We start from the raw sequence: 26,476 nt of genomic DNA on the forward strand, positions 1-26,476 counted from the left end.
GCTCCTCTCTGAATTTATATGCGCTTATCACGTCTTTTCTGTCATTCCGCCAAAGCCGCCTATTATTGCTCAGCTAAATGAAACAAAATTTCATTCAGGTCAATATTTTTGATCTAAACCGGATTCTGGCGAGAAAAGCCGATTTCTGGGCAAATGACCATTGTCCCGCGGTCATGATGTCGGGTAATAAACAGTCATACTAAATGAGGGGTTATTAGCGATAAGCCGGAAGGATGTATGAACCACTTTATTATGAGCGATAGTCGCAAATGCATCGGATGCAGGGGCTGCGAAGTGGCCTGCGTGCTGGCGCATAATGGCGAACAACATGTCTTGACCCCACAGCGCTTTTTGCCGCGCATTAGCGTTATTAAAAACCAGAACCAGCGTAACGCGGTAACCTGTCGTCACTGTGAAGGCGCGCCCTGCATGCGTAGCTGCCCTAACGGCGCCATTAGCCAGCAGGATGACAGCGTATTAGTGCATAGAGAAAAATGCATTGGCTGTAAATCCTGCGTGGTGGCTTGCCCCTTTGGCGTGATGCAAATCGTCGTCACGTCAGACGGCAGAGCAACCGCGCATAAATGCGACTTATGCCATGAGCGCGACGCCGGTCCAGCCTGCGTGCAAAATTGTCCGGCGCAGGCATTACAGTTGGCGACCGATTCCGCGTTAAGCGAGATGGCGAAAGCGCGGCGCCTGCGGGCGGCGCGAGCGGATGCGGCGTCATGGCAACATCGGACTTTGACCGCCTTAGCGCCGACTACCGGCGATAAAGCCAGCCAGATGGCGGCCACGCCCGCGCGCGGCGAGGCGGATAAACTGGCGGCTGACGCGCGTAAACAGCACTTTGGCGAAATCTATTTGCCATTCAGCGCCGCGCAGGCGCAGCGGGAAACGCAACGCTGTCTGAAATGCGGCGATCGCAGCATCTGCGAGTGGACCTGTCCGCTACATAACCATATTCCGCAGTGGATCGAGCGGGTAAAGGCTGGCGACATCGCCAGCGCCGTAGAGCTTTCCCATCAAACCAACTGCCTGCCGGAAATTACCGGCCGCGTCTGCCCGCAGGATCGCCTGTGCGAAGGCGCCTGCACGCTGCGCGATGAGAGCGGCTCGGTGACGATCGGCAATATCGAACGCTATATCTCCGACCAGGCGCTGGCCGGCGGCTGGCGCCCGGACCTTTCGGCGGTAAAAGCCAGCGGTAAGAGAGTGGCGATTATCGGCGCCGGGCCTGCGGGCCTGGCCTGCGCCGACCTTCTGGCGCGTAGCGGCGTGGCGCCGGTGGTGTTCGATCGCCACCCGGAAATCGGCGGCCTGCTGACGTTCGGCATCCCGCCTTTCAAGCTGGATAAATCATTGCTGGCCCGCCGGCGCGAGATTTTCAGCCAGATGGGCATCCGCTTTGAGCTGAATTGCGAGGTGGGTAAAGACATCAAACTCGCTCAACTGCTTGCAGATTATGACGCGGTTTTCGTCGGCGCCGGTACCTATCGCTCGATGAAAGCCGATCTGCCCAACGAGGAGGCGCCGGGCGTGTATGAGGCGCTGCCGTTCCTTATCGCCAACACCAAACAGGTGATGGGGCTTGAGGCGCTGGCCGATGAACCTTATATAGATACCGCCGGGCTGAAGGTTGTCGTGCTGGGGGGCGGCGATACGGCGATGGACTGCGTGCGTACCGCGCTGCGCCACGGCGCGCAACAGGTCACCTGCGCTTATCGTCGTGATGAAGCCAATATGCCGGGGTCGAAAAAAGAGGTCAAAAATGCCCGGGAAGAGGGGGCGAGCTTTGAATTCAATGTTCAGCCGATCACCCTTGAGCTCGGCGAGGACGGCCGAGTCTGCGGCGTGCGTTTTCTGCGCACCCAGCTTGGCGAACCTGACGCACAGGGGCGTCGCAGCCCGTCGCCTGTCCCCGGCAGCGAATTTGTCATGCCTGCCGACGCGGTCATTATGGCGTTTGGTTTCCACCCGCATTCGATGCCGTGGCTGGAAGCCGCAGGGGTACAGCTGGATAGCCGCGGGAGGATCAAGGCGAGCGTGGAGAGCCGCTATCGTTACCAGACCAGTAATCAGAAGGTCTTCGCCGGCGGCGACGCGGTACGCGGCGCGGATTTGGTGGTGACGGCGATGGCGGAAGGGCGGCATGCCGCGCAGGGGATCATGGACTACCTCGGCGTCGCTTCCGCACTGACGCACTAACGACAAAGCAGGCTCCGCGGCGTAGTATGACCGGGTTATTTCACGCTGCGGAGTTTGCATGTCACTTAATATCCACGTCATTAAAGATAAAATTCTCTCCGAAAACTATTTTCTGCTGCGCAACATGACCTATGAGTTGACGCGCCGCGACGGCAGCGTCGTGCGTCACAAACGCGAAGTGTACGATCGCGGCAACGGCGCCACGGTTCTGCTTTACAACCCCAGCAAGCAAAGCGTGGTACTGGTGCGCCAGTTCCGCGTCGCCACCTGGGTTAACGGCAACCCGGATGGCATGCTGATTGAAACCTGCGCAGGACTGCTGGATAACGACGCGCCAGAGGTATGTATCCGCAAGGAGGCGATCGAGGAGACCGGCTATCAGGTCGGCGAGGCGCGCAAGGTCTTCGAACTTTATATGTCGCCCGGCGGCGTGACCGAGCTGATTCACTTTTTTATCGCCGAATACAGCGAAGCGCAGCGCGCTAACCGGGGCGGCGGCGTGGATGATGAAGATATTGAGGTGCTGGAACTGCCGTTCGTCCGGGCGCTGGAGATGGTCGCCAACGGTGAAATACAGGATGGCAAAGCGGTGATCCTGCTGCAATACCTACAAAATTCCGGCCTGATGTCGCGGGATCTCTGATAAATCTGATTGAGCAAAACCCCGCCAGTGCTGATGATAATGATGAATTAGAAATCACTCTGTCAGTCATACTTCGGGATTGTGCCGCTCATGCTTTATCGGGTTTTAATACTGCTTTTTTTCGGTTTTCTGCCGACATCGTTGGCGTGGGCGGCGCCAGCCCAGCAGCTGTTTGGAGACTGGCTTGTCACCTGCAACAATCAAAATTATTGCGTCACGCGTAATGTCGGGCTGCATCATGGATTGGTGATGACGCTAAGCCGCAGCGCGGGAGCGGCCACTGATGCCGCTTTGCGCATTGAACTTGGCGGCGTTGGTAATCCGGTTGCCGCGCTGGCGGCCATCGGCCCGCGGCTGCAGCTAGGTGAAAAACCGCTGCATTTTGACGGTAAACATTGGCAGATTGCCGATAAGCTAATTAAAACCAGCGATAGCGTCAGCATCGACGCTTTCCTGCAGCAGGCCCAGGAGGGGAAAGAAATTACCCTGCAAAACGGTCTGCAAAGTATTTCATTAAAGGGCCTCAAGGCCGCGCTGCTATTTATTGATAATCGGCAAAAGCGGGTCGGCAGCGAAACCGCGTGGGTCGGCAAAGGTGAAGAACCACCGCTCAGCGTACCGCCAGCGCCGGCATTGCGAACCGTCGGCCAGGCGGAAGTGGCGCAATCGCCGCTTAGCCGCGACGAACTTAATGAGCTTATCGATTATGGCAATGAGCGGATGAATGCCAGTCCCTGTTCGCTGGATCCTTTCCGCCGGGAAATCCGCGTCACCGCGCTGACCGATGAGAAAGTTCTGCTGATGACTAGTTGCGAAGCGGGCGCCTACAACACCGTCTGGCTGGCGTGGCTGGTGTCGCGCAAAACGCCGCATCTCTCCCGCCAGGTGCGCCTGGCGCTGCCTTTCCAGCCTCCGGGGAATGCGCCGCGGGATATAGAGCTGATTAACGCCAGCTTCGATGAGCAGCGTCATGAACTGGTGACCTTCGATAAAGGCCGCGCGCCGGGCGATTGCGGGATCCAAACCCGCTGGCGTTATGACGGCCAGCGGTTTAATTTGACCCGCTACGCTCAGCAACCGCAGTGCGATAACTGGCAGGGGCCAGATGCCTGGCCCACACTATGGATCACCCGTTAAGCACTTTGCGGCTGACTTCGACAATATGTTCAGCGGTAAAGCCGAAGAACGGGAACAGCTTGTCGGCAGGCGCCGATTCCCCGTAGCGGGTCATACCAACAATTGCGCCTTTCAGGCCGACATATTTATACCAGTAGTCGGCAATACCGGCTTCGATAGCGACGCGGGCGCTAACATCGGAAGGCAGCACCGACTCGCGCCAGGCCTCATCCTGAGCATCGAAAACGTCGGTGGAGGGCAGCGACACCACCCGCACGTTTACGCCGCTGGCCAGCAGCGTCTCCGCCGCCTGAACGGTAATCTCGACTTCCGAACCGGTGGCGATAAGGATGAGATCCGGCTTGCCGCCCGCATCTTTCAGAACGTAACCGCCGCGCGCAATTTCCTGCACCTGTTCCGGCGTACGGGCCATTTGCGCCAGATTCTGTCGCGAAAGGATTAACGCGGTAGGGCCGTCATTGCGCTCGATGGCCGCCTGCCAGGCGACGGCGGTTTCCACCTGATCGCACGGCCGCCAGGTACTAAAATTGGGCGTCAGGCGCAGGCTTGCCAGTTGCTCCACCGCCTGATGCGTTGGGCCGTCTTCGCCAAGGCCGATTGAATCATGGGTGTAGACCATAATCTGGTGCGCCTTCATCAGCGCCGCCATGCGCGCGGCGTTGCGCGCGTATTCGACGAACATCAGGAAAGTCGAGGTATAGGGTATAAAACCGCCGTGCAGGGCGATGCCGTTAGCTACCGCGGTCATACCGAATTCGCGTACGCCGTAGTGGATATAATTACCCGCCTGATCCTCTTTGATCGACTTCGAGCCGGACCAGATCGTCAGGTTACTGGGCGCCAGGTCGGCGGAACCACCGAGCAGCTCAGGCAAATCCGGGCCGTAGGCATTAAGCGCATTTTGCGAAGCCTTACGGCTGGCGATTTTCGCCGGTTCCGACTGTAGCTTCGCCACATAATCGTGGGCCGTTTTTTGCCAGTCAGCCGGGAGCTCACCTTCCATGCGGCGTTTCAGTTCAGCCGCCAGTTCTGGATACTGCTGCTGGTAAGCGGCGAATTTTTCATTCCACGCATGTTCTGCTTTCTCGCCGCGCGGTCGCGCATCCCAGCCCTGATAAATTTCTTTCGGGATTTCAAACGGCGGATATTTCCAGCCCAGCTGTTCGCGGGCCAGCGCGACCTCTTTTTCCCCCAATGCCGCGCCGTGCGACTCTTCGGAACCGGCTTTATTCGGTGAACCAAAGCCAATTATGGTGCGGCAAATAATCAGCGAGGGTTTGTCTGTTACCGCCTGCGCTTGCTGGATTGCCTGCTTCACCGCCTGCGGATCGTGACCGTCTATATCGCCAATCACGTGCCAGTGGTAGGCGCGAAAGCGCTCGGCGGTATCGTCGGTGAACCAGCCCTCAACGTGGCCGTCAATAGAGATACCGTTGTGATCGTAGAACCCGATCAGCTTGCCTAACCCCAGGGTGCCCGCCAGCGAACTGGCCTCGTGTGAAATCCCCTCCATCAGACAGCCATCGCCCATAAACACCCAGGTGTAGTGATCGACGATGTCGTGGCCGGGACGGTTAAACTGCGCCGCCAGCGTACGTTCGGCGATAGCCATCCCGACGGCGTTAGCCAGCCCCTGGCCGAGCGGCCCGGTGGTGGTTTCCACGCCGGGGGTATAGCCATGTTCCGGGTGGCCCGGCGTTTTCGAATGCAGCTGGCGGAAGTTTTTCAGCTCATTCATCGGCAGATCGTAGCCGGTCAAATGCAGCAGGCTATACAGCAGCATCGAAGCATGGCCGTTAGACAAAATGAAACGATCGCGATCGTACCAGTGCGGATTTACCGGGTTGTGCTTGAGAAAATCGTTCCACAGCACTTCGGCGATATCCGCCATCCCCATCGGAGCGCCGGGGTGGCCGGAATTGGCTTTCTGGACGGCGTCCATGCTCAGGGCGCGAATGGCGTTAGCAAGCTCTCTTCGGGACATAGTCGTTTACTCCGTGACAAAGGATGACAGTTTTGCTGCTAGCAGATCTTCCAGTTTGCGTTGATCGACGGCGAACTGGCGAATACCTTCCGCCAGCTTTTCTACCGCCATCGGATCCTGGTTATGCTCCCAGCGGAATTCCGCTTCGCTTAGCGGAACCGGGCGCGGAAGTATCTGATGAGCGGGGATGAGTTTGCGTATTACAGGCGCGTCGCTGGCCTGCAGCTCTTGTAACAAGGCCGGGGAGATGGTCAGGCGGTCGCAGCCGACCAGCGCGAGGATTTGTTCGGTGCGGCGGAAGCTGGCGCCCATCACGATGGTGTTGTACTTATGGAGTTTGAAATAGTCGTAAATATTACGCACTGATTTCACCCCTGGGTCTTCATCAACCACGTAGGGATCTAACGGCTGACGCGCCTGATACCAATCGTAAATACGCCCGACGAAGGGCGAAATCAGAAACACGCCGGCTTCAGCGCAAGCGCGAGCCTGGGCGAAAGAGAACAGCAGCGTCAGGTTGCAGTGAATCCCTTCTTTTTCCAACACCTCCGCGGCGCGGATCCCTTCCCAGGTGGAGGCTAGTTTGATCAGGATCCGCGACTTATCGATCCCCATTTCCTGATAGAGAGCGACCAGATGGCGCGCTTTCTCGATACTTTTTTCACGATTGAAGGAGAGGCGGGCATCGACTTCGGTGGAGACGCGCCCTGGGATGCTTTTGAGTATTTCCGCACCAAAATTGACCGCCAGTTTATCGCAGGCATTGGCGACCTGCGTCTCGCGGTTGCCGCCCTGTTTTGCGGCCCAGGCGAGGGCATCATCGATAAGCCCGGCGTAGTTATCCAGTCCGGCAGCCTTTAAGAGCAGCGAAGGGTTGGTGGTGGCATCTTCCGGCTGATAGTGGCGGATAGATTCAATGTCGCCGCTGTCGGCGACCACGGTGGTGAACTGTTTGATACTGTCTAGCTGATTCATTAAAAAGTACTCCTGGAACAATAAGTTGCATGAGTTCTTGTCGTTATGCGGTAGAGATGGTGATGAGGTACATAACTAAAAAGCATAGCAGACGGGGCTATCATTGACCGTGAAACTAGGTTACATAAATATTATAAATTGATAACAACCAGACCTTTGTGATGGCAAGAGTATGGCGGCCTTCAAAGTTTAAACCGCCGTCAGGCGCGATACTAAGCCTCGCCTTAAGGCGGGCCGACGGCTCGCCATCACGCTTCACCCCCTACGATTCGATACGTGAAAGGAACCATAAAATGGATGAGCAGTTGAAACAAAGCGCCCTCGATTTCCACGAGTTCCCGGTACCCGGGAAAATTCAGGTGTCGCCGACTAAACCTCTGGCGACCCAACGCGATCTGGCGCTGGCATATTCGCCGGGCGTTGCCGCGCCGTGCCTGGAAATTGAGAAGGATCCTTTGGCCGCTTACAAATATACCGCTCGCGGCAACCTCGTGGCGGTGGTCTCTAACGGTACCGCCGTCCTCGGTTTAGGCAATATCGGCGCGCTGGCCGGAAAACCGGTAATGGAAGGAAAGGGCGTTCTGTTTAAGAAATTCGCCGGCATTGATGTGTTTGATATTGAAGTCGATGAGCTGGATCCTGACAAATTCATTAATGTCGTTGCCGCCCTGGAGCCGACATTTGGCGGCATAAACCTCGAAGATATTAAAGCGCCGGAATGTTTCTATATTGAACAGAAACTGCGTGAACGCATGAATATTCCGGTGTTCCACGACGATCAGCACGGTACGGCGATTATCAGTACCGCGGCAATTCTCAACGGTCTGCGGGTGGTGGAGAAGAATCTCTCCGATGTGCGGATGGTGGTCTCCGGCGCGGGAGCGGCGGCTATCGCCTGTATGAACCTGCTGGTGGCGCTGGGAATGCAGAAACACAATATCGTGGTCTGCGACTCGAAAGGCGTTATCTATAAAGACCGCGAAGCCAACATGGCGGAAACCAAAGCGGCCTACGCGGTGGAAGACGACGGGAAACGTACCCTCGACGATGTCATCGATGGCGCGGACATTTTCCTCGGCTGCTCCGGGCCGAAAGTTCTGACTCCGGAGATGGTCAAGAAGATGGCGCGCTCGCCGCTGATCCTCGCGCTGGCGAACCCGGAGCCGGAAATCCTGCCGCCGCTGGCGAAGGAAGTGCGCGACGACGTGATTATTTGTACCGGCCGTTCCGACTATCCAAACCAGGTCAACAACGTGCTGTGCTTCCCGTTCATCTTCCGCGGCGCGCTGGATGTCGGCGCGACGGCGATAAACGAAGAGATGAAGCTGGCGGCGGTTCATGCTATCGCCGAGCTGGCGCATGCCGAACAGAGCGAAGTCGTGGCTTCCGCCTATGGCGATCAGGACCTCAGCTTTGGCCCGGAGTACATTATTCCGAAACCGTTCGATCCGCGTCTGATCGTCAAGATCGCCCCTGCGGTCGCTAAAGCGGCGATGGAATCCGGCGTGGCGACGCGGCCGATTGCCGACTTCGATGCCTACATCGAGAAGCTGAGCGAGTTCGTTTATAAAACCAACCTGTTTATGAAGCCGATCTTCTCCCAGGCGCGCAAAGAGCCGAAGCGCGTGGTGCTGGCGGAAGGTGAGGAGACCCGCGTGCTGCACGCTACGCAGGAGCTAGTATCTCTGGGGCTGGCGAAGCCAATCCTCATCGGTCGTCCGAGCGTGATTGAAATGCGCATCCAGAAACTGGGTCTGCAGATCAAACCGGGCGTGGACTTTGAAATCGTCAATAATGAATCCGATCCGCGCTTTAAAGAGTACTGGAGCGAGTACTATCAGCTGATGAAGCGCCGCGGCATTACCCAGGAGCAGGCGCAGCGGGCGGTCATTAGCAACACTTCGGTCATTGGCGCGATTATGGTTCATCGCGGTGAGGCGGATGCGATGATCTGCGGAACCATCGGCGATTATCATGAGCACTATCGCGTGGTTCAGCCGCTGTTTGGCTTCCGCGACGGCGTCAGCACCGCCGGGGCGATGAACGCGCTGCTGCTGCCAAGCGGCAACACCTTTATCGCCGACACCTACGTCAATCACGATCCATCGCCGGAAGAACTGGCGGAGATCACCCTGATGGCGGCGGAAAGCGTGCGTCGTTTTGGTATCGAACCGCGCGTGGCGCTGCTGTCGCACTCTAACTTCGGTTCAGCTGATTGCCCGTCCGCCAGCAAAATGCGCAAAACGCTGGAATTGGTGAAAGCGAGCGCGCCGGATCTGATGATTGACGGCGAAATGCACGGCGACGCCGCACTGGTCGAAAGCATCCGTAATGACCGTATGCCGGATAGCCCGCTGAAAGGGGCGGCTAATATTCTGGTGATGCCGAATATGGAAGCCGCGCGTATCAGCTACAACCTGCTGCGCGTCTCCAGTTCGGAAGGGGTCACCGTCGGGCCGGTACTGATGGGTATCGCTAAGCCGGTGCATATTCTGACGCCTATTGCCTCCGTGCGCCGTATCGTCAATATGGTGGCGCTGGCGGTCGTGGAAGCGCAGACTCAGCCGCTGTAAACGCAAAAAGTTAAGCCCCGGTATGCCGGGGCTTTTTTGTCTCAGAAGACCTAAATTAGATCCACTCTTTGACTTTAATAAACTCGCTCAATGCGGCTTCCGGGCTGCCTTCTTGCGGGTGGTAGTCATACTCCCAGCGCACCAGCGGCGGCATCGACATCAGAATAGACTCCGTACGCCCGCCGGTCTGCAGGCCGAACAGCGTGCCGCGATCCCACACCAGATTGAATTCCACATAACGCCCGCGGCGATAAAGCTGGAAATCGCGTTCGCGTTCGCCATAAGGCGTGGTTTTTCGGCGCTCAACGATCGGCAGGTAAGCGTCGGTAAAGCCGTTGCCCACCGCCTGCATAAAGGCGAAGCAGTGGTCGAAATCCGGCGTATTTAAATCATCAAAGAACAGGCCGCCAATGCCGCGCTGCTCATTGCGGTGCTTAAGGAAGAAGTAATCATCGCACCACTTTTTATAGCGCGGATAGACCTCGTCGCCGTACGGCAGGCACAAATCGCGGGCGGTACGATGCCAGTGGATGGCGTCTTCTTCAAATCCGTAATAAGGCGTTAAATCAAAACCGCCGCCGAACCACCACACCGGGTCGGCGCCGGGCTTCTCGGCAATAAAAAAGCGAACGTTAGCGTGGCTGGTCGGCACATAGGGGTTGCGCGGATGCACCACCAGCGAAACACCCATTGCTTCAAAGCTGCGCCCGGCCAGTTCCGGGCGGTGGGCGGTGGCAGAGGCGGGCATCGCATCGCCGTGGACGTGAGAAAAATTAACTCCGGCCTGCTCAAAGATGCCGCCGTCACGTAAAACCCGGCTGCGTCCGCCGCCGCCGCCTTCACGCTGCCAGCTATCTTCAACAAAATCCTTGCCGTCAACGGCGGAGAGTTTGGCGCAAATGGCATCCTGCAGCTGAAGAAGGAAGGCTTTGACCTGCTGTACATCGGGTTTCATTAACGTCTCTTCGAATGCGCTTTCTGGTTATCGAACCAGTGGAAATAACTAATAATGCCGGAAGCAATAGCGTTAGCAATCTTCTGGCGAAACGCGGTTGTGCCGAGTAGCTTCTCTTCATTTGGGTTGGTAATGAACGACGTTTCGACCAGCACCGAGGGAATAGAAGGGGACTTCAGCACCACAAAGGCCGCCTGCTCTGTATTGCGGCTGTGCAGCTTATGCACCGGCTTAATCTTTTTCAGAATATGCGAGCCAAGCGTCAGGCTGTTCTTAATGGTGTCGGTTTGCACCAAATCGAACAATACCTGCTGCAGCAGATGGTCCTTATCCGTCGCTTTTTTACCGGCAACCTCATCGGCGCGGTTTTCGCGCTCGGAGAGATATTTCGCCATGGCGCTACTGGCGCCGCGGTTGGAGAGCGCAAAGACGGAGGCGCCGGCCGCACTCGGGTTGGTAAAGCCGTCGGCGTGAATCGACATAAACAGATCGGCGCCGTGCTGGTGGGCAATCTCAACGCGATCGTACAGCGGAATAAAGGTATCGCCGCTACGCGTCAGACGGGCATCGATGCCGTTGCTGCGTAAAATGCTGCGCACATTTTTGGCAATGGCCAGCACGACGTGTTTTTCTTTCGAACCGTTGTGGCCAATTGCCCCCGTATCGATGCCGCCATGACCGGGGTCAAGCATCACCAGGCGCTTGCTGCCTGCTTTCTTTGCGACGGGTTTGCTGTGTCCATTGGAAGTTTTTAGCGGCTGTTCTTTGGCTTTGGCTTGGGAAGCAACGCCGGTTAGCGTCATCGCAGCCAGTCCTGCCTTCAGCACCTGACGGCGCGAAGCAAGTATTTTTAATGGTTTAAAAGTGCTCATTCGGCCTGAATTGTAAACAAGTGATGTCCAATGTTATATCGTATCGCGTTTCCCGTTACGACCACTCAAAATAAGAATTGTTTTACTTTTCATTTCAATACATGACAAAGCCATATTATGCCATTTTTTGCCGATGATTTCGCCTGATATTGGCTATCAGTCATATTCGCGCCATAATCACTGTTTTTAACCGTAAATGGTGGGGAATACCATGGAGATTCGCGTTTTTCGCCAGCAGGATTTCGAAGAAGTGATCACCCTTTGGGAGCGCTGCGATCTTCTGCGCCCATGGAACGATCCGGAAATGGATATCGAGCGTAAGCTCAACCACGACGTGAGCTTGTTTCTGGTCGCTGAAGTGAACGGTGAAGTGGTAGGGACGGTAATGGGCGGTTACGACGGTCACCGCGGTTCCGCTTACTATCTTGGCGTACATCCGGAATACCGCGGCCGCGGTATCGCTAATGCGCTGCTCAATCGGCTGGAAAAGAAGCTGATCGCCCGCGGCTGCCCGAAAATTTCAATTATGGTGCGTGACGATAACGAAGTGGTGCAGGGGATGTATGAGCGTCTCGGTTACGAGCACTCGGATGTACTCACCCTCGGTAAACGCCTGATTGAAGATGAAGAATACTGAATTTATTCCTGCCGATTATGATACCCAGGGCCGTTTACGGCTGCCGCTGTTGTTTTGGGGCGTGCTGTTGCTGCAGGCGCGCACCTGGGTACTGTTCGTTATGGCCGGCGCCTCCCGCCAGCAGGGAGATGCGCTGCTGAGCCTGTTCTATCCCGATCACGATAACTTCTGGCTGGGGTTACTGCCCGGCGTACCGGCGGTAGCGGCATTTTTGTTGAGCGGTCAGCGTCAGCGTTTCCCGCGGCTCTGGCCGCTGATGCGTTGGCTGCTGATTGCCTCGCAGGCGCTATTGCTGGCCTGGCAGCCGTGGCTGTGGCTAACCGGCGAGGCGCCTTCCGCGCTGACCATCACCCTGCTGGCGGCCGATATTTATGCGCTATGGTGGCTGATAACCAGCCGCAGGTTGCATGCCTGTTTTCGCCTTGAAGCGCTTTAATGGCACTTTTTGCCGATCGCGTACTCCAACATGCGTTGAATTAATCAGAAAGGATTGAGTTATGAAATCGCTACGTCTAATGCTCTGCGCGCTTCCGCTGGCGCTAACCGGCTGCTCAACGATGAGCGCGGTGAACTGGTCGGCTGCCTATCCGTGGAACTGGTTTGGTTCCTCTAACGAGGTCACCGAGCAGGGCGTGGGTAAACTGACGGCGTCGACGCCGTTGAATGAACAGGCGATTAGCGACGCCCTCGGCGGCAGCTACCGTCTGCGCAGCGGAATGAAAACCACGGATGGCAAAATCGTTCACTATTTTGAAGCGCTAAAGGATGACAAGCTGGCGCTGACCATCAACGGCGATGGCGGTACGGTGAGCCGCATTGACGTGCGCGATAGCGAAATTCCCGCCGCCAGCGGCGTGAAAATCGGTACCCCGTTTAGCGAACTGTACAGCAAAGCGTTTGGCAACTGCGAGAAAGGCGCTCCTGATAACGGCGCGGTGGTGGAATGTAAAGCCGCAGGGAGCCAGCACATCAGCTATGCCTTTACCGGCCACTGGAGCGGTCCGGACGAGCTGATGCCGTCCGACGATACCCTGAAGAACTGGAAAGTCAGCAAAATTATCTGGCGTCGCTAATTTGATCTGAAGAGACACGTGGGCGGATAAAAACGGTTACAATGGCGCGTTAGCAACGCGATAGCGTTGTGGTTGCATCATTTCAGGAGGAGCGATGTCTCAGGTTCAGAGCGGCATTTTGCCGGAACATTGCCGCGCGGCGATTTGGATTGAAGCCAATGTCAAAGGGGACGTTAATGCCCTGCGCGAAGCGAGCAAAATTTTTGTCGATAACGTGGCCACCTTCCAGGCTAAATTCCCTGACGCCAAACTCGGCGCGGTGGTCGCTTTCGGCAATACCGTCTGGCGTCAGCTGAGCGGCGGTGAAGGCGCGGAAGAGTTAAAAGATTTTCCGGTTTACGGTAAAGGGCTGGCGCCATCCACGCAGTATGACGTGTTGATTCATATTTTATCCGCCCGTCATGAAGTGAACTTTTCCGTCGCCCAGGCGGCGGTGGCCGCTTTCGGCGACGCCATTGAAGTAAAAGAAGAAATTCACGGTTTCCGCTGGGTGGAAGAACGCGATCTGAGCGGCTTTGTCGACGGCACCGAAAACCCGGCAGGCGAAGAAACCCGCCGTGAAGTCGCGGTGATTAAAGACGGCGTTGACGCGGGCGGCAGCTACGTATTCGTGCAGCGCTGGGAGCACAATCTTAAGCAACTGAACCGCATGAGCGTGCCGGATCAGGAGATGATGATTGGCCGTACCAAAGACGCCAACGAAGAGATCGACGGCGACGAGCGCCCGATTACTTCGCACCTGAGCCGCGTGGACTTAAAAGAAGATGGCAAAGGCCTGAAAATCGTCCGCCAGAGCCTGCCGTACGGTACCGCCAGCGGCACTAACGGCCTGTACTTCTGCGCCTACTGCGCGCGCCTGTATAACATTGAGCAACAGCTGCTGAGCATGTTCGGCGATACCGACGGTAAGCGTGATGCGATGCTGCGCTTTACAAAACCGGTGACCGGCGGTTATTACTTCGCGCCGTCGCTGGAGCGTATCCAGGCGCTGTAATTTTTCCCCCCTAACCCTAACCCTAACCCAGAGGGTTAGGGTGTAAGCGAATCCAGCATACGTACAGCCGCTTTCAGCAAAGCTTTGCCAGTTGCTTATTCTCTTTTCTACTTCCAAATCGCCAAACGGTATATAAAACCGTTACTCCTTTCGTACTCGTTATAAATATGATGATCATCAGTAAATGATCATTTTTGATAAGGGTGCGCAATGGCCGTTAAATCACTGAAAAAAGGATATCTGGCGCTGGCGGCTTCCATGCTGCTGGTGGCGCAGGCGCAGGCGACTGAACTGCTGAACAGTTCCTATGATGTTTCCCGCGAGCTGTTCGCCGCCCTTAATCCGCCTTTTGAGCAGCAGTGGGCAAAAGAAAACGGCGGGGATAAGCTGACCATCAAGCAGTCCCATGCGGGCTCTTCCAAGCAGGCGTTGGCGATTCTGCAAGGTCTGAAGGCTGACGTCGTGACCTATAACCAGGTGACGGACGTCCAGATTCTGCATGATAAAGGCAACCTGATCCCGGTAGACTGGCAGAGCCGTCTGCCGAATAACAGCTCACCGTTCTATTCGACCATGGCTTTCCTGGTGCGTAAGGGCAACCCCAAAAATATTCATGACTGGAACGATCTGGTGCGTTCTGACGTGAAGCTGATCTTCCCGAATCCTAAAACTTCAGGCAACGCGCGTTATACCTATCTTGCGGCCTGGGGGGCGGCGGACAAAGCCGATGGCGGCGATAAAGCCAAAACCGAACAGTTCATGACCCAGTTCCTGAAGAACGTCGAGGTATTCGATACCGGCGGTCGCGGCGCGACCACCACCTTCGTCGAGCGCGGGCTAGGCGATGTGCTGATTACTTTTGAATCGGAAGTTAATAACATCCGTAAACAGTATGAAGCGCAGGGTTTCGAAGTAGTGGTGCCGAAGGTCAATATCCTCGCCGAATTCCCGGTAGCGTGGGTAGACAAAAACGTTAAGGCCAACGGTACTGAAAAAGCGGCGAAAGCCTACCTGAACTATCTCTATAGTCCGCAGGCGCAGACCATCATCACCGATTACTACTATCGCGTGAACGACCCGAAAGTGATGGCGTCGCTGAAAGATAAATTCCCGCAGACCGAACTGTTCCGCGTGGAAGACCAGTTCGGCAGCTGGCCTGAAGTGATGAAAACCCACTTCGTCAGCGGCGGTGAGCTGGACAAACTGCTGGCAGCGGGGCGTCAGTAATGTTGGCTGTGTCGTCCAAGCGCGTGCTGCCGGGCTTTACCCTGAGCCTTGGCACCAGCCTGCTGTTTGTGTGCCTGATTTTACTGTTGCCGCTCAGCGCGCTGGTGATGCAGCTGGCGCAGATGAGCTGGGCGCAGTATTGGGAGGTGATTACCAACCCGCAGGTGGTCGCCGCCTATAAAGTCACGCTGCTGTCTGCTTTTGTGGCGTCGATTTTTAACGGCGTGTTCGGCCTGCTGATGGCGTGGATCCTTACCCGCTATCGTTTCCCGGGCCGTACGCTGCTCGATGCCCTAATGGACCTGCCGTTCGCGCTGCCAACGGCAGTGGCGGGCCTGACGCTGGCCTCGCTGTTTTCGGTTAATGGCTTGTACGGCGAGTGGCTGGCGAAGTTTGATATCAAAGTGACCTATACCTGGCTTGGCATCGCGGTGGCGATGGCCTTTACCAGTATTCCGTTTGTGGTGCGTACCGTGCAGCCGGTGCTGGAAGAATTAGGGCCGGAATATGAAGAAGCGGCGGAAACCCTCGGCGCGACGCGCTTACAGAGTTTCCGCAAAGTGGTGCTGCCTGAACTGTCGCCAGCTCTGCTGGCGGGGATTGCGCTGTCGTTTACCCGCAGCCTTGGCGAGTTCGGCGCGGTGATCTTTATCGCCGGCAACATCGCATGGAAAACGGAAGTGACTTCGCTGATGATTTTCATTCGTTTGCAGGAGTTTGATTACCCGGCGGCGAGCGCGATTGCCTCGGTGATCCTCGCGGCTTCGCTGCTGCTGCTGTTCTCTATCAACACCCTGCAGAGTCGCTTTGGTCGACGCGTGGTAGGTCACTAATGGCGGAAGTTACTCAATTGAAGCGCTATGACGCGCCCCGGATCAACTGGGGCAAATGGTTTCTGATCGGCGTCGGGATGCTGGTATCCGCCTTCATCCTCGTGGTGCCGATGATTTATATTTTTGTCCAGGCTTTCAGTAAAGGGTTAATGCCGGTGCTGGAAAACCTGGCCAATCCGGACATGCTGCATGCCATCTGGCTGACGGTGATGATCGCGTTGATTACCGTGCCAGTGAATCTGGTGTTCGGGACGCTGCTGGCCTGGCTGGTAACACGCTTTACCTTCCCTGGCCGCCAGCTGCTGCTGACGATGCTGGATATCCCGTTCGCCGTCTCGCCGGTGGTGGCAGGTCTGGTTTATTTGCTGTTTTACGGCTCCAACGGCCCACTAGGCGGCTGGCTTGATGAGCACAACCTGCAGATCATGTTCGCCTGGCCGGGCATGGTGCTGGCGACTATCTTCGTCACCTGTCCGTTTGTGGTCCGCGAGCTGGTACCGGTGATGATGAGTCAGGGGAGCAACGAAGATGAAGCGGCGATCCTGCTTGGCGCTTCCGGTTGGCAGATGTTCCGCCGGGTGACGCTACCCAATATTCGCTGGGCGCTGCTGTACGGCGTGGTGTTGACCAATGCCCGCGCGATTGGCGAATTTGGCGCGGTGTCGGTCGTTTCCGGCTCGATCCGCGGCGAAACGTTGTCGCTGCCGCTGCAAATTGAATTACTGCAGCAGGACTATAACACCGTCGGTTCGTTTACCGCCGCGGCCCTGCTGACGTTAATGGCTATTTTGACCCTGTTTTTAAAGAGTATGTTGCAATGGCGTCTGGCCAATCAGGAAAAACGCGCGCAACAGGAGGGAAATCATGAGCATTGAGATTGCCAATATTAAGAAATCGTTTGGTCGCACCCAGGTGCTGAATGATATCTCGCTGGATATCCCTTCCGGGCAAATGGTTGCGCTGCTGGGGCCGTCCGGCTCCGGTAAAACCACCTTATTGCGGATTATCGCCGGGCTGGAGCATCAATCCAGCGGCCATATCCGTTTTCACGGTACCGACGTGAGCCGGATGCACGCCCGCGATCGTAAAGTGGGCTTTGTTTTCCAGCACTATGCGCTGTTTCGGCATATGACGGTATTCGATAACATCGCCTTTGGCCTGACCGTGCTGCCGCGCCGTGAGCGTCCCAATGCGGCGGCGATTAAAGCCAAGGTGACCAAACTGTTGGAGATGGTGCAACTGGCCCATCTTGCCGACCGTTATCCGGCGCAGCTTTCCGGCGGCCAGAAGCAGCGCGTGGCGTTAGCGCGCGCGCTGGCGGTTGAGCCGCAAATTCTGCTGCTGGATGAACCCTTTGGCGCGCTGGATGCGCAGGTGCGTAAAGAACTGCGCCGCTGGCTGCGCCAGCTGCATGAAGAATTAAAATTCACCAGCGTGTTTGTTACCCACGACCAGGAAGAGGCGATGGAAGTCGCCGATCGGGTAGTGGTAATGAGCCAGGGCAACATCGAACAGGCCGATGCGCCTGAACGCGTCTGGCGTGAACCTTCGACCCGTTTTGTGCTCGAGTTTATGGGCGAAGTTAACCGCCTGCAGGGCACCATTCGCGGCGGCCAGTTCCACGTCGGCGCCCACCGCTGGCCTTTAGGCTATACCCCGGCATACCAGGGGCCGGTCGATCTGTTCCTGCGGCCGTGGGAAGTAGATATCAGCCGCCGTACCAGCCTGGATTCGCCGTTGCCGGTGCAGGTGCTGGAAGCCAGTCCGAAGGGGCACTACACCCAATTAGTCGTCCAGCCTCTTGGGTGGTATGACGAACCGCTGAGCGTGGTGCTGGCGGGCGATGAGGCCCCGTCCCGCGGCGAACGCCTGTTTGTCGGCTTGCAGAATGCGCGCCTGTATAACGGAACCGAGCGCATCGAACCGCGCGGCGAACTTGCTCTGGCAGAGTCGGCCTGATAGCTTAAATCCACGTGCTTTTGCCGGGCGGCGCAGCGCTGCCCCGGCTGACAGCCCGGAGCGCATGACGCGGCCGGGCTTTTTATTGGACAGGTGAAGTGAACACATTAGAACAAACAATCGGCAACACGCCGCTGGTGAAATTACAACGTCTGGGGCCGGACAACGGCAGCGAAATTTGGCTTAAGCTTGAGGGCAACAACCCGGCGGGCTCGGTAAAAGATCGCGCTGCGCTATCGATGATTGTCGAAGCGGAAAAGCGCGGTGAAATTAAACCCGGCGATGTATTGATCGAGGCGACCAGCGGTAATACCGGTATCGCGCTGGCGATGATTGCGGCGTTAAAAGGCTATCAGATGAAACTGCTGATGCCGGACAACATGAGCCAGGAGCGCCGTGCCGCGATGCGCGCCTACGGCGCTGAATTGATTCTGGTCACCAAAGAGCAGGGGATGGAGGGTGCTCGCGATCTGGCCGCCGCGATGGCCGAGCGTGGCGAGGGTAAACTATTGGATCAGTTTAACAATCCCGATAACCCTTACGCTCATTACACCACCACCGGCCCGGAGATCTGGCGCCAGACGGACGGGCGTATTACCCACTTTGTTTCCAGCATGGGCACCACCGGTACGATTACCGGCGTATCGCGTTTTCTGCGCGAACAGGCGAAGCCGGTAAGCATCATTGGGCTACAGCCGGAAGAGGGCAGCAGCATTCCGGGGATCCGCCGCTGGCCGCAGGAATATATGCCGGGCATTTTTAATGCCTCGTTGGTCGATGAGGTACTGGATATCCACCAGCAGGATGCGGAAAACACGATGCGCCAGCTGGCCGTACAGGAAGGGATCTTCTGTGGCGTCAGTTCCGGCGGCGCGGTTGCCGGGGCGTTGCGTATTGCTCGCGCCAATCCGGGCGCGGTGGTGGTGGCGATCATCTGCGATCGCGGCGATCGCTATCTCTCAACCGGCGTGTTCGGCGAAGAACACTTCAGCCAGGGGGCGGGTATCTAAACGCGCTATCACGGCCCCGATGCCAGGCATGGGGGCCGGTTAACTAAAGTGCGTATTTCGCTACCAGCTTATCCAGAAACGCCCATAGCTTTTGATTCATCTCGCGATAATCCCATTGCCTCATTTCATCTTCGCTGCGAATAAAGCGCCTGCCTTTTGCGGCGGCAAGTTCATGTTGCGAGTGGGTAATTAATAACTCGATGACCTCCGCGTCAAACTCCATATGGCACTGAAAACCGTAGACCCGATCGCTATATTTGACGATTTGCCGCGGGCACCCTTCGCTGGAAGCCAGGACTTCCGCCGCAGGCGTCAGGCCCGGCATATCGTTGTGCCAGTGACCGACTACCACCGATGGTCCGAAATGGGCGATGTTGTCATCTTGCAGTCCGGCGGTGGTCATGATGATAGGATAGTGGCCAATCTCTTTTTCCGGGCTTTGCATCACCGGCGCCCCCAGCGCTTCGCCGATGAGCTGCGATCCGAGACAAATCCCGACCACGATGCGCCCGGCGGCAATCGCCTGGGCAATCAGGTTTTTCTCGGTATGGGCATCAAACCATGGGCACTCGGCAAGCGTGGTGCGTGGTGATTGCGGGCCGCCAAGTACCACCAGCATATCAAAACCCTCGGCACTCGCCGGCAGCGGATCCCCTGCATAAACCCGCGACCAGCTGGCCTGATAGCCGCGCGCGTTAACCCAGCGCAGATAGGCGCCGGGCGCTTCAAAAACTTCATGGACGATAAAGTGGATCCGCATAACAACTCCCGTGTTTAACAAGGTAAGACCAGCGATAAATCGTGTGCAAGTTGTTCAATTTGCGCCTCGGTTAAGGCGCCCAGCGACAGGCGCAGACCGTGCGACGGTGTTTTCACGCCAAAGGCTTCACCTTCACGCACCAGCCAACCGGCCCGCGCCAGACGCAGCGCCAGCGGCTGGCTGGCGGTTGATAGCGGCAGCCAGAAATTAAGACCATCGCCAGGCGGATAATCACCAACGCCGTGGTGGGCCAACGCGGCGGCGAGCCGCTGATTTTGCTGCTGATAATGGCGCTGGCTCGCAGTCAGAGAAGCGGCAAAAGCGCTATCATTCAGGCAGGCGAACGCCAGCTCTTGTAGTAAATGGCTGACCCACTGGCTACCGGCGTTCAGGCGCAGGCGCAGCGCCGCTGAGGTTGTCGGGTCGCTGGCGACTATTGCCAGCCGCAAATCCGGGCCCAGGGTTTTAGACATTGAGCGCACCAGCGCCCAACGCTGAATGCCTTCGGGTAGCGGATTGTGCCAGCGTGTCGCTGAGAGCAGGGCGAAGTGATCGTCAACAATCGCCAGCGTCTGCGGATAGCGGGCGAGCACGGTGCGAATCGCTTCTGCGCGCTCCGGCGTCAAACTGCAGCCAGTCGGGTTGTGAGCGCGTGGAGTCAGTATTATCGCGCGTGCGCCGTTGCGCAGGGCTTCTTCAAGCCGCTCCGGACTCATGCCTTCACCGTCCACGGCGACAGGGCTGGGCTGGAAACCGGCGTAACGCAGCATATTGATGCTGCTCAGAAAGCAGGGGTCTTCTACCGCGACGCTGTCGCCGGGTAGCAGCAGCGCGCAGAGCAGGCGTTCCAGGGCGTCAATCGCGCCGCTGGTCAAGTTGATGTCAAATTCCTGGCCGATATCGCGACTGACCCACTCCCGGGCCCAGACAGCCAGCCGTGGCTCAACGGCGGCATCGCCATATAAGTGCGGGGTCTGCGCCAGCTGCGGAAGAAAACGGCCAATATCCGGCAGACATCGTGGATCCGGATTGCCGCCGGAAATATCAATCAGCGATGTCGTTGGATCGCCACCCTCGACCGCATTAAGCGTATTGCGCGCCTTAATGGCCGTGCCGTTACGCCCCTGACTGACGGCGAGCCCTGAAGTCACCAGCCGCTTGTAGGCCGCCGCCACCGTATTGCGGTTGACTGCCAGTTCGCCTGCCAGTTCGCGCACCGGCGGCAGCGCCTCGCCGGGTTGCAACGCGCCGCTCTGCACCAGATGACGGATGTTATCGAAAATCTCGCTTGCGGTTTTTCCGGTGAACATTATTGACCTATGACAAAATGAATTTTAGCATAGGACGAATGATAATCAGAGTATGACCCGCTGTCCAGCGGGGGGAGAAAGGATGAGTCAGCAAGACGAAATACAGTCCGTGCTCTTTAACGACCACAGCCGGGCGCTGGAGGTTGATATTGTGGCGGTGCAATCGCAGGTGGTATACGGCAGCGTTGGCAACAGTATCGCGGTACCGGCAATCAAGCAGCATGAATTACGGGTGATGGCGGTGCCGACGGTGTTATTCAGCAATACCCCACATTACGATACTTTCTACGGTGGAGTGATCCCGGAAGAGTGGTTTAGCGGCTATCTGAGGGCGCTGGAGGAGCGTGATGCGCTTCGCGAACTGCGGGCGGTAACCACCGGGTATATGGGCAGCGCCGGGCAAATTGCGCTGCTGGCGCAGTGGCTGCAGCGGATCCGCGTGCACCATCCCGACCTCTGTATTCTGGTTGACCCGGTGATTGGCGATGTGGATAGCGGCATCTACGTAAAAGCGGAGATCCCCGAGGCTTATCGCCGCCACCTGTTGCCGCTGGCGCGGGGTATCACGCCAAATCTGTTCGAGCTCGAAACCCTCAGCGGCATGCCGTGCCACAACCAGCAGGAAGCGGTGGTCGCCGCGCGAAGTCTGCTTTCCGATACGCTAAAGTGGGTGGTGATTACCAGCGCACCTGGACTGGATGCTTCGACTATTAACGTGCTGGTGGTCACCGACGACGCGGTCGAAGTGGTCGTCCATCCTCGCGTCGAAACTGACCTTAAAGGCACCGGCGACCTGTTCTGCGCCGAACTCATCAGCAACCTGGTACGCGACATGCCGTTGGGCGACGCTACGCGCGCCGCCGCTCAGCGCGTGCTGGCGGTAATGACCTGGACCGAGAGTCAGGGCTGCGATGAACTCATTTTACCGCCGTCTGGAGCGCAATAACGATGCATAGCTATCGGTTAGTGGTACGCAGGGAGGGAAGAACCGTCGGCCATTATGAGACGACGGGAAGGAACGCGCTGGAAGATGCCTGTAGGGCGAGGTCGTTGTTTGAAAGCGATCCTGGCTACCAGTGCGAGCTATGGGTCGCGGATAGCGAACGGCGTATTCTGGAAAGTAGCCCGCAGGGGATGAAGATCCTGGCGAGTGAAAAGTGCTACCGGCCGGCATAAAAAAATGGCGCCTTCAGGCGCCATTTTCTCGGCAAGCAAGAATTACTTCTTGATGCGGATAACCGGAGTTTCACCAACGGTGACGCTACCGGACAGTTTGATCAGCTCTTTGATCTCGTCCATGTTGGAGATAACAACCGGAGTCAGGGTAGACTTGGCTTTTTCTTCCAGCAGCGGCAGATCGAATTCGATAACCGGGTCGCCGACTTTCACGCGCTGACCTTCTTCAGCGATGCGCTTGAAGCCTTCGCCTTTCAGTTCAACGGTATCGATACCGAAGTGAACAAACAGCTCAATGCCGCTATCGGATTCAATAGAGAAAGCATGGTTGGTTTCAAAAATTTTACCGATGGTACCTTCTACCGGCGCAACCATTTTGTTGCCAGTAGGTTTGATGGCAATGCCATCACCCACAATTTTCTCCGCAAAAACCACATCCGGCACGTCTTCGATGTTGACGATCTCGCCAGAGAGCGGAGCAACAATCTCAATAGTTCCGGTGTCTTTTTTGTCATCAGAAACCAGAGATTTCAGTTTATCGAACAAACCCATGATCTTCTCCTAAGCAGTAATTTGGGCCGCGCATCTCGTGGATTAGCAGATTGTTTTTTCTTCAATGAACTTGTTAACCAGCGTCATTAACTCGTCCGTCGTCGGTTGAGCAAGAGCCTGCTCTGCTAATACTTTCGCATCTTCGAAGTTCGTGTTACGAATAATCTTCTTGATGCGCGGGATGGAAATGGCGCTCATAGAGAATTCGTCCAGCCCCATACCCAGCAACAGAAGTGTAGCACGTTCATCGCCCGCAAGCTCACCACACATACCAGTCCATTTGCCTTCTGCATGAGAAGCATCAATAACTTGCTTGATCAGAGTCAGCACAGACGGTGACATCGGCTGGTAAAGATGCGAGATCATATCATTACCACGGTCAACTGCCAGAGTATATTGCGTTAAATCATTGGTTCCGATACTAAAGAAATCAACTTCTTTGGCTAAATGACGAGCAATGGTCGCGGCCGCCGGGGTTTCCACCATCACGCCGATCTCAATCGATTCGTCAAAAGCTTTACCTTCGTCACGCAGTTCCTGTTTGTAGATCTCAATCTCTTTCTTCAGTGCGCGCACTTCTTCAACAGAGATGATCATCGGGAACATGATGCGCAGTTTACCGAAAGCGGAGGCACGCAGGATAGCGCGAACCTGGTCGCGGAGGATCTCTTTACGATCCATCGCGATACGCACGGCGCGCCAACCGAGGAACGGGTTCTCTTCTTTCGGGAAGTTCATGTACGGCAGCTCTTTATCGCCGCCGATGTCCATGGTGCGAACGATAACGGCCTGTGAGCCGCACGCTTCAGCCACCGCTTTATAGGCTGCGAACTGTTCTTCTTCAGTCGGCAGAGAATCGCGGTCCATGAACAGGAATTCAGTACGGTACAGGCCTACGCCTTCCGCGCCGTTGCGCTCAGCGCCGTCTACGTCGCGAACGGTACCGATGTTAGCGCAAACTTCAACCTGATGACCGTCGAGAGTGATGGCCGGCAGATCTTTCAGTTTCGCCAGTTCTGCTTTTTCTTCAGCAACCTGCGCCTGCAGCGCACGCAGCTCTTCGATTTTTTCGTTGCTTGGGTTAACCAGAACCTGGTTGTTAACCGCATCAAGAATCAGATAGTCGCCGTTTTTCACCTGGGAGGTGACGCTTCCGGTACCGACGATTGCCGGCAGTTCAAGGGAGCGCGCCATGATAGAGGTGTGGGAAGTACGGCCGCCCGCGTCGGTGATGAAACCCAGCACCTTATTCAGGTTCAGCTGTGCGGTTTCCGACGGGGTCAGATCGGCGGCAACGAGGATGACTTCATCCGCGATAGCGCTCAGATCGATGATTGCCAGGCCCAGAATGTTGCGCAGCAGACGTTTACCGATGTCGCGTACGTCAGCGGCACGCTCTTTCAGGTATTCGTCATCCAGCTCTTCCAGTGCAGTTGCCTGACCTTCGATAACTTCATTGGCTGCCGCATCGGCAGTCATGTGCTTATCTTTAATCAGGGCTATGATTTCCTGCTCAAGCTCCTCATCTTCCAGCAGCATAATATGCCCTTCGAAGATGGCTTCTTTTTCTTCACCGAAAGTTTCACCAGCTTTGGTTTTGATGACCTCCAGCTGGGCGGAGGCCTTGGTGCGGCCGTTCAGGAAACGTTCAACTTCCTGATCAACCTTATCGGCAGAAATTTTCTTCCGGTCGATGACAATTTCATCTTCTTTCAGCAGGAGAGCCTTGCCGAAAGCGATACCCGGGGATGCTAAAATGCCTGAAATCATAACCCTACCTTACTTGTGACTGATATTAAAAAGAACCCGTGAACTTACTCGAGTTCAGCCATCAGTTTAACCAGATGCTCAACTGCTTTTTGCTCATCTTCGCCTTCAGCGGAGATGGTCACAACGGTACCCTGAGTCAGGCCCAGAGTTTGCAGTTTGAACAGGCTTTTTGCGCTGGCGCTTTTGCCGTTGGAGGTTACAGTGATCTCAGAAGTGAAGCCTTTCGCTTCTTTAACAAACTGAGCAGCAGGGCGGGTGTGCAGACCGTTCGGAGCGGTAATGGTAACTTCTTGCTGGAACATTATATTTCCCCAACTTATAGGTTTAGTGTTGTGGACCTAAAGTCTAGCCTAACGACCAAACTTTAGCCTGTATTGTTAGCGCCGGCGTTACGTGTGTGGCTAAGGCGTCAGCAGCGAAACCGCTGAGAGGACCTTAAGTCCGTTGACGTCTAGCACTTCATTAAACATTATGCCGCGAAAGGAAGACTTGAACCAAATCATAAAATCGATTCAGCGTGCGGAAATCCAAATCTGAATAATTTCGCGCTTCAAAATAAATGTGCTGGTTAAATACCAGACCCTACGAGGTGAATCAATGCCAGGAGGGGTAAAACTTTGACGTATGCCACAAAAAAGCACCCGAAAAGGTGCTTTTTTACACGGTTTTTACAAACTGGCACTACTGTTGCAATTCTTTCTCGGTGAAGAGATCTGCGAACAGCGCCGTGCTTAAATAACGCTCACCGGAAGACGGTAGGATAACCACAATATTCTTATTGGTAAAGGCTTCATCTTCCTGCAGCTTTAACGCCGCGGCGACAGCCGCGCCGGAAGAGATACCGGCCAGAATGCCTTCTTCTTCCATCAGGCGACGGGCGGTGGAGATAGCCTCTTCATTAGTAATAGCGACCACTTTATCGACCAGTTTCAGGTCGAGGTTGCCCGGGATAAAGCCGGCGCCGATGCCCTGAATTTTGTGCGGGCCAGGTTTCAGCTCTTCGCCAGCCAGCGCCTGAGTGATAACCGGCGAGTCGGTCGGCTCAACGGCGACGGTAATCAGATCTTTTTTGCCTTTCGTGCCTTTAATATAACGAGAAACACCGGTCAGAGTACCGCCGGTACCGACGCCGGAAATAAAGACGTCAACCTGGCCATCGGTGTCTTCCCAGATTTCCGGGCCGGTGGTTTTTTCGTGAATTTCCGGGTTCGCCGGGTTACTGAACTGCTGCAGCAGCAGATACTTTTCCGGGTCGCTGGCGACAATCTCTTCCGCCTTCTGGATGGCGCCTTTCATGCCTTTCGCGCCTTCGGTCAGCACCAGGTTAGCGCCCAGCGCTTTCAGCAGCTTGCGGCGTTCCACGCTCATGGTTTCCGGCATGGTCAGCGTCAGTTTGTAGCCGCGAGCGGCGGCGACGTAGGCAAGGGCAATACCGGTGTTGCCGCTGGTTGGTTCAACCAGTTCCACACCCGGTTTCAGTACGCCGCGCTTTTCAGCATCCCAAATCATATTGGCGCCGATACGGCATTTAACGCTAAAGCTCGGGTTACGAGATTCTACCTTGGCCAGGATTCGGCCATTACCGATGCGGTTCAGTCGTACCAGCGGCGTATGACCGATAGTCAGGGAGTTGTCTTCAAAAATCTTACTCATGGCCCGTCCTTAACTGTATGAAATTTGGGGGTACGGCTTCAGCATACCCGCTTAAACAATATCCGGAAGTAAGGATTTAGCATATCTATATGCTGAAGGGAAATAATGATGAGCAAGAAGGAATAAGACGGAAATAAGGGGCGGCGTGAACCGCCCCGAAAGAGACAGCTAAGCG

The 26,476-nt window shown here is 56.2% G+C and carries 24 protein-coding genes and 1 pseudogene; 15 read left to right on the top strand and 10 right to left on the bottom strand.

Annotation, left to right across the window (positions count from 1 at the left end; genetic code table 11):
• Window positions 1-237 precede the first annotated feature (237 nt).
• The 3 genes and pseudogenes from aegA to ABLV17_RS12020 all read left to right on the top strand — a co-directional run bounded on the left by aegA (window position 238) and on the right by ABLV17_RS12020 (window position 3,988).
• Window positions 238-2,208 (top strand): formate-dependent uric acid utilization protein AegA, encoded by a 1,971-nt coding sequence (aegA, locus tag ABLV17_RS12010; RefSeq protein WP_348854294.1) that lies wholly within the window; start codon window positions 238-240, stop codon window positions 2,206-2,208.
• 58 nt (window positions 2,209-2,266) lie between these two features.
• Window positions 2,267-2,864 (top strand): annotated as a pseudogene (gene nudK, locus ABLV17_RS12015) (GDP-mannose pyrophosphatase NudK).
• A 77-nt stretch (window positions 2,865-2,941) separates the two neighbouring features.
• Window positions 2,942-3,988, top strand: coding sequence for a DUF1176 domain-containing protein (locus ABLV17_RS12020; RefSeq protein ID WP_348854295.1), 1,047 nt, complete (start codon window positions 2,942-2,944; stop codon window positions 3,986-3,988).
• Here the strand turns inward: ABLV17_RS12020 and tkt are convergent.
• The gene (gene tkt / locus ABLV17_RS12025) at window positions 3,978-5,972 is read right to left on the bottom strand and encodes a transketolase (RefSeq protein WP_113374472.1); all 1,995 of its coding nucleotides are present in this window, start codon (window positions 5,970-5,972) and stop codon (window positions 3,978-3,980) included. The two genes, ABLV17_RS12020 and tkt, sit on opposite strands and share 11 nt — an antisense overlap.
• Before the next feature lie 6 nt (window positions 5,973-5,978).
• Window positions 5,979-6,947, bottom strand: coding sequence for a transaldolase (tal, locus tag ABLV17_RS12030; protein ID WP_045379835.1), 969 nt, complete (start codon window positions 6,945-6,947; stop codon window positions 5,979-5,981).
• Between the two features lie 293 nt (window positions 6,948-7,240).
• Here tal and maeB point away from each other — a divergent pair, with 293 nt between their 5' ends.
• Entirely contained in the window at window positions 7,241-9,520 is a 2,280-nt protein-coding gene (gene maeB / locus ABLV17_RS12035) for an NADP-dependent oxaloacetate-decarboxylating malate dehydrogenase (RefSeq protein ID WP_015365481.1), read from the top strand.
• 55 nt (window positions 9,521-9,575) lie between these two features.
• Here the strand turns inward: maeB and hemF are convergent, their stop codons facing one another.
• Window positions 9,576-10,475, bottom strand: coding sequence for an oxygen-dependent coproporphyrinogen oxidase (gene hemF, locus ABLV17_RS12040; protein ID WP_015365482.1), 900 nt, complete (start codon window positions 10,473-10,475; stop codon window positions 9,576-9,578).
• Window positions 10,475-11,347, bottom strand: a complete 873-nt coding sequence (amiA, locus tag ABLV17_RS12045) for an N-acetylmuramoyl-L-alanine amidase AmiA (protein WP_087858435.1) — start codon at window positions 11,345-11,347, stop codon at window positions 10,475-10,477. Before amiA ends, hemF begins: the two co-directional genes overlap by 1 nt.
• A gap of 211 nt (window positions 11,348-11,558) precedes the next feature.
• On the opposite strand from amiA, the gene ABLV17_RS12050 reads away from it, so the two are divergent.
• The 9 genes from ABLV17_RS12050 (at window position 11,559) to cysM (ending at window position 19,080) form a co-directional block, all read left to right on the top strand.
• Complete coding sequence (locus ABLV17_RS12050; RefSeq protein WP_045392622.1) at window positions 11,559-11,984, top strand: GNAT family acetyltransferase; 426 nt, start codon at window positions 11,559-11,561, stop codon at window positions 11,982-11,984.
• Entirely contained in the window at window positions 11,971-12,420 is a 450-nt protein-coding gene (locus ABLV17_RS12055) for a DUF2919 domain-containing protein (protein ID WP_348854296.1), read from the top strand. Before ABLV17_RS12050 ends, ABLV17_RS12055 begins: the two co-directional genes overlap by 14 nt.
• Window positions 12,421-12,481: 61 nt before the next feature.
• Complete coding sequence (locus ABLV17_RS12060) at window positions 12,482-13,057, top strand: RpoE-regulated lipoprotein (RefSeq protein ID WP_348854297.1); 576 nt, start codon at window positions 12,482-12,484, stop codon at window positions 13,055-13,057.
• 94 nt (window positions 13,058-13,151) lie between these two features.
• Window positions 13,152-14,051 (top strand): Dyp-type peroxidase, encoded by a 900-nt coding sequence (locus tag ABLV17_RS12065; protein ID WP_015365487.1) that lies wholly within the window; start codon window positions 13,152-13,154, stop codon window positions 14,049-14,051.
• A 210-nt stretch (window positions 14,052-14,261) separates the two neighbouring features.
• Window positions 14,262-15,278, top strand: coding sequence for a sulfate ABC transporter substrate-binding protein (locus tag ABLV17_RS12070; RefSeq protein WP_271031788.1), 1,017 nt, complete (start codon window positions 14,262-14,264; stop codon window positions 15,276-15,278).
• Window positions 15,278-16,111, top strand: coding sequence for a sulfate/thiosulfate ABC transporter permease CysT (gene cysT / locus ABLV17_RS12075; RefSeq protein WP_015365489.1), 834 nt, complete (start codon window positions 15,278-15,280; stop codon window positions 16,109-16,111). Before ABLV17_RS12070 ends, cysT begins: the two co-directional genes overlap by 1 nt.
• Window positions 16,111-16,986: a sulfate/thiosulfate ABC transporter permease CysW gene (cysW, locus tag ABLV17_RS12080; RefSeq protein WP_015365490.1), complete on the top strand. Its 876-nt coding sequence runs from the start codon at window positions 16,111-16,113 to the stop codon at window positions 16,984-16,986. The genes cysT and cysW overlap by 1 nt, the downstream gene beginning before the upstream one ends.
• Window positions 16,976-18,070, top strand: a complete 1,095-nt coding sequence (gene cysA / locus ABLV17_RS12085; protein WP_015365491.1) for a sulfate/thiosulfate ABC transporter ATP-binding protein CysA — start codon at window positions 16,976-16,978, stop codon at window positions 18,068-18,070. Before cysW ends, cysA begins: the two co-directional genes overlap by 11 nt.
• Window positions 18,071-18,168: 98 nt before the next feature.
• Window positions 18,169-19,080, top strand: coding sequence for a cysteine synthase CysM (cysM, locus tag ABLV17_RS12090; RefSeq protein WP_015365492.1), 912 nt, complete (start codon window positions 18,169-18,171; stop codon window positions 19,078-19,080).
• A 43-nt stretch (window positions 19,081-19,123) separates the two neighbouring features.
• Here cysM and ABLV17_RS12095 read toward each other — a convergent pair whose 3' ends face one another.
• Both ABLV17_RS12095 and ptsJ read right to left on the bottom strand, forming a co-directional pair.
• The gene (locus tag ABLV17_RS12095; RefSeq protein WP_308958689.1) at window positions 19,124-19,840 is read right to left on the bottom strand and encodes a type 1 glutamine amidotransferase; all 717 of its coding nucleotides are present in this window, start codon (window positions 19,838-19,840) and stop codon (window positions 19,124-19,126) included.
• Window positions 19,841-19,854: 14 nt separating this feature from the next.
• Window positions 19,855-21,150 carry a transcriptional regulator PtsJ gene (gene ptsJ / locus ABLV17_RS12100; RefSeq protein ID WP_308958688.1) on the bottom strand — a complete coding sequence of 432 codons (1,296 nt, stop codon included), beginning with the start codon at window positions 21,148-21,150 and terminating at the stop codon, window positions 19,855-19,857.
• A gap of 82 nt (window positions 21,151-21,232) precedes the next feature.
• On the opposite strand from ptsJ, the gene pdxK reads away from it, so the two are divergent.
• Window positions 21,233-22,096 (top strand): pyridoxine/pyridoxal/pyridoxamine kinase, encoded by an 864-nt coding sequence (gene pdxK / locus ABLV17_RS12105; protein ID WP_087858439.1) that lies wholly within the window; start codon window positions 21,233-21,235, stop codon window positions 22,094-22,096.
• Window positions 22,097-22,098: 2 nt separating this feature from the next.
• On the top strand, window positions 22,099-22,326 hold the full coding sequence (locus tag ABLV17_RS12110) for a cytoplasmic protein (RefSeq protein ID WP_348854298.1): 228 nt from the start codon (window positions 22,099-22,101) through the stop codon (window positions 22,324-22,326).
• Between the two features lie 42 nt (window positions 22,327-22,368).
• Here ABLV17_RS12110 and crr read toward each other — a convergent pair whose 3' ends face one another.
• The 4 genes from crr to cysK all read right to left on the bottom strand — a co-directional run bounded on the left by crr (window position 22,369) and on the right by cysK (window position 26,301).
• Window positions 22,369-22,878, bottom strand: a complete 510-nt coding sequence (gene crr, locus ABLV17_RS12115; protein ID WP_015365497.1) for a PTS glucose transporter subunit IIA — start codon at window positions 22,876-22,878, stop codon at window positions 22,369-22,371.
• A 42-nt stretch (window positions 22,879-22,920) separates the two neighbouring features.
• Window positions 22,921-24,648: a phosphoenolpyruvate-protein phosphotransferase PtsI gene (gene ptsI, locus ABLV17_RS12120; protein ID WP_015365498.1), complete on the bottom strand. Its 1,728-nt coding sequence runs from the start codon at window positions 24,646-24,648 to the stop codon at window positions 22,921-22,923.
• Window positions 24,649-24,692: 44 nt separating this feature from the next.
• Window positions 24,693-24,950, bottom strand: coding sequence for a phosphocarrier protein Hpr (gene ptsH, locus ABLV17_RS12125; RefSeq protein WP_000487600.1), 258 nt, complete (start codon window positions 24,948-24,950; stop codon window positions 24,693-24,695).
• A 379-nt stretch (window positions 24,951-25,329) separates the two neighbouring features.
• The gene (gene cysK, locus ABLV17_RS12130) at window positions 25,330-26,301 is read right to left on the bottom strand and encodes a cysteine synthase A (protein WP_045362238.1); all 972 of its coding nucleotides are present in this window, start codon (window positions 26,299-26,301) and stop codon (window positions 25,330-25,332) included.
• Between the last annotated feature and the right edge of the window lie 175 nt (window positions 26,302-26,476).

It is taken from the genome of Klebsiella sp. CN_Kp091, from assembly GCF_040065095.1.
Classification (GTDB): Bacteria; Pseudomonadota; Gammaproteobacteria; order Enterobacterales; family Enterobacteriaceae; genus Klebsiella; species Klebsiella aerogenes.

What these genes read in the sequence shown, in the direction of transcription:
- hemF (WP_015365482.1), bottom strand. Translation starts at nt 10,475, where the DNA reads ATGAAACCCGATGTACAGCAGGTCAAAGCCTTCCTTCTTCAGCTGCAG.
- tal (WP_045379835.1), bottom strand. Translation starts at nt 6,947, where the DNA reads ATGAATCAGCTAGACAGTATCAAACAGTTCACCACCGTGGTCGCCGAC.
- ptsJ (WP_308958688.1), bottom strand. Translation starts at nt 21,150, where the DNA reads ATGTTCACCGGAAAAACCGCAAGCGAGATTTTCGATAACATCCGTCAT.
- cysK (WP_045362238.1), bottom strand. Translation starts at nt 26,301, where the DNA reads ATGAGTAAGATTTTTGAAGACAACTCCCTGACTATCGGTCATACGCCG.
- ABLV17_RS12020 (WP_348854295.1), top strand. Translation starts at nt 2,942, where the DNA reads ATGCTTTATCGGGTTTTAATACTGCTTTTTTTCGGTTTTCTGCCGACA.
- ABLV17_RS12110 (WP_348854298.1), top strand. Translation starts at nt 22,099, where the DNA reads ATGCATAGCTATCGGTTAGTGGTACGCAGGGAGGGAAGAACCGTCGGC.
- cysW (WP_015365490.1), top strand. Translation starts at nt 16,111, where the DNA reads ATGGCGGAAGTTACTCAATTGAAGCGCTATGACGCGCCCCGGATCAAC.
- crr (WP_015365497.1), bottom strand. Translation starts at nt 22,878, where the DNA reads ATGGGTTTGTTCGATAAACTGAAATCTCTGGTTTCTGATGACAAAAAA.
- ABLV17_RS12060 (WP_348854297.1), top strand. Translation starts at nt 12,482, where the DNA reads ATGAAATCGCTACGTCTAATGCTCTGCGCGCTTCCGCTGGCGCTAACC.
- ABLV17_RS12095 (WP_308958689.1), bottom strand. Translation starts at nt 19,840, where the DNA reads ATGCGGATCCACTTTATCGTCCATGAAGTTTTTGAAGCGCCCGGCGCC.
- ABLV17_RS12055 (WP_348854296.1), top strand. Translation starts at nt 11,971, where the DNA reads ATGAAGAATACTGAATTTATTCCTGCCGATTATGATACCCAGGGCCGT.
- cysA (WP_015365491.1), top strand. Translation starts at nt 16,976, where the DNA reads ATGAGCATTGAGATTGCCAATATTAAGAAATCGTTTGGTCGCACCCAG.
- cysT (WP_015365489.1), top strand. Translation starts at nt 15,278, where the DNA reads ATGTTGGCTGTGTCGTCCAAGCGCGTGCTGCCGGGCTTTACCCTGAGC.
- aegA (WP_348854294.1), top strand. Translation starts at nt 238, where the DNA reads ATGAACCACTTTATTATGAGCGATAGTCGCAAATGCATCGGATGCAGG.
- amiA (WP_087858435.1), bottom strand. Translation starts at nt 11,347, where the DNA reads ATGAGCACTTTTAAACCATTAAAAATACTTGCTTCGCGCCGTCAGGTG.
- tkt (WP_113374472.1), bottom strand. Translation starts at nt 5,972, where the DNA reads ATGTCCCGAAGAGAGCTTGCTAACGCCATTCGCGCCCTGAGCATGGAC.
- pdxK (WP_087858439.1), top strand. Translation starts at nt 21,233, where the DNA reads ATGAGTCAGCAAGACGAAATACAGTCCGTGCTCTTTAACGACCACAGC.
- ptsI (WP_015365498.1), bottom strand. Translation starts at nt 24,648, where the DNA reads ATGATTTCAGGCATTTTAGCATCCCCGGGTATCGCTTTCGGCAAGGCT.
- ABLV17_RS12065 (WP_015365487.1), top strand. Translation starts at nt 13,152, where the DNA reads ATGTCTCAGGTTCAGAGCGGCATTTTGCCGGAACATTGCCGCGCGGCG.
- maeB (WP_015365481.1), top strand. Translation starts at nt 7,241, where the DNA reads ATGGATGAGCAGTTGAAACAAAGCGCCCTCGATTTCCACGAGTTCCCG.
- ABLV17_RS12070 (WP_271031788.1), top strand. Translation starts at nt 14,262, where the DNA reads ATGGCCGTTAAATCACTGAAAAAAGGATATCTGGCGCTGGCGGCTTCC.
- ptsH (WP_000487600.1), bottom strand. Translation starts at nt 24,950, where the DNA reads ATGTTCCAGCAAGAAGTTACCATTACCGCTCCGAACGGTCTGCACACC.
- ABLV17_RS12050 (WP_045392622.1), top strand. Translation starts at nt 11,559, where the DNA reads ATGGAGATTCGCGTTTTTCGCCAGCAGGATTTCGAAGAAGTGATCACC.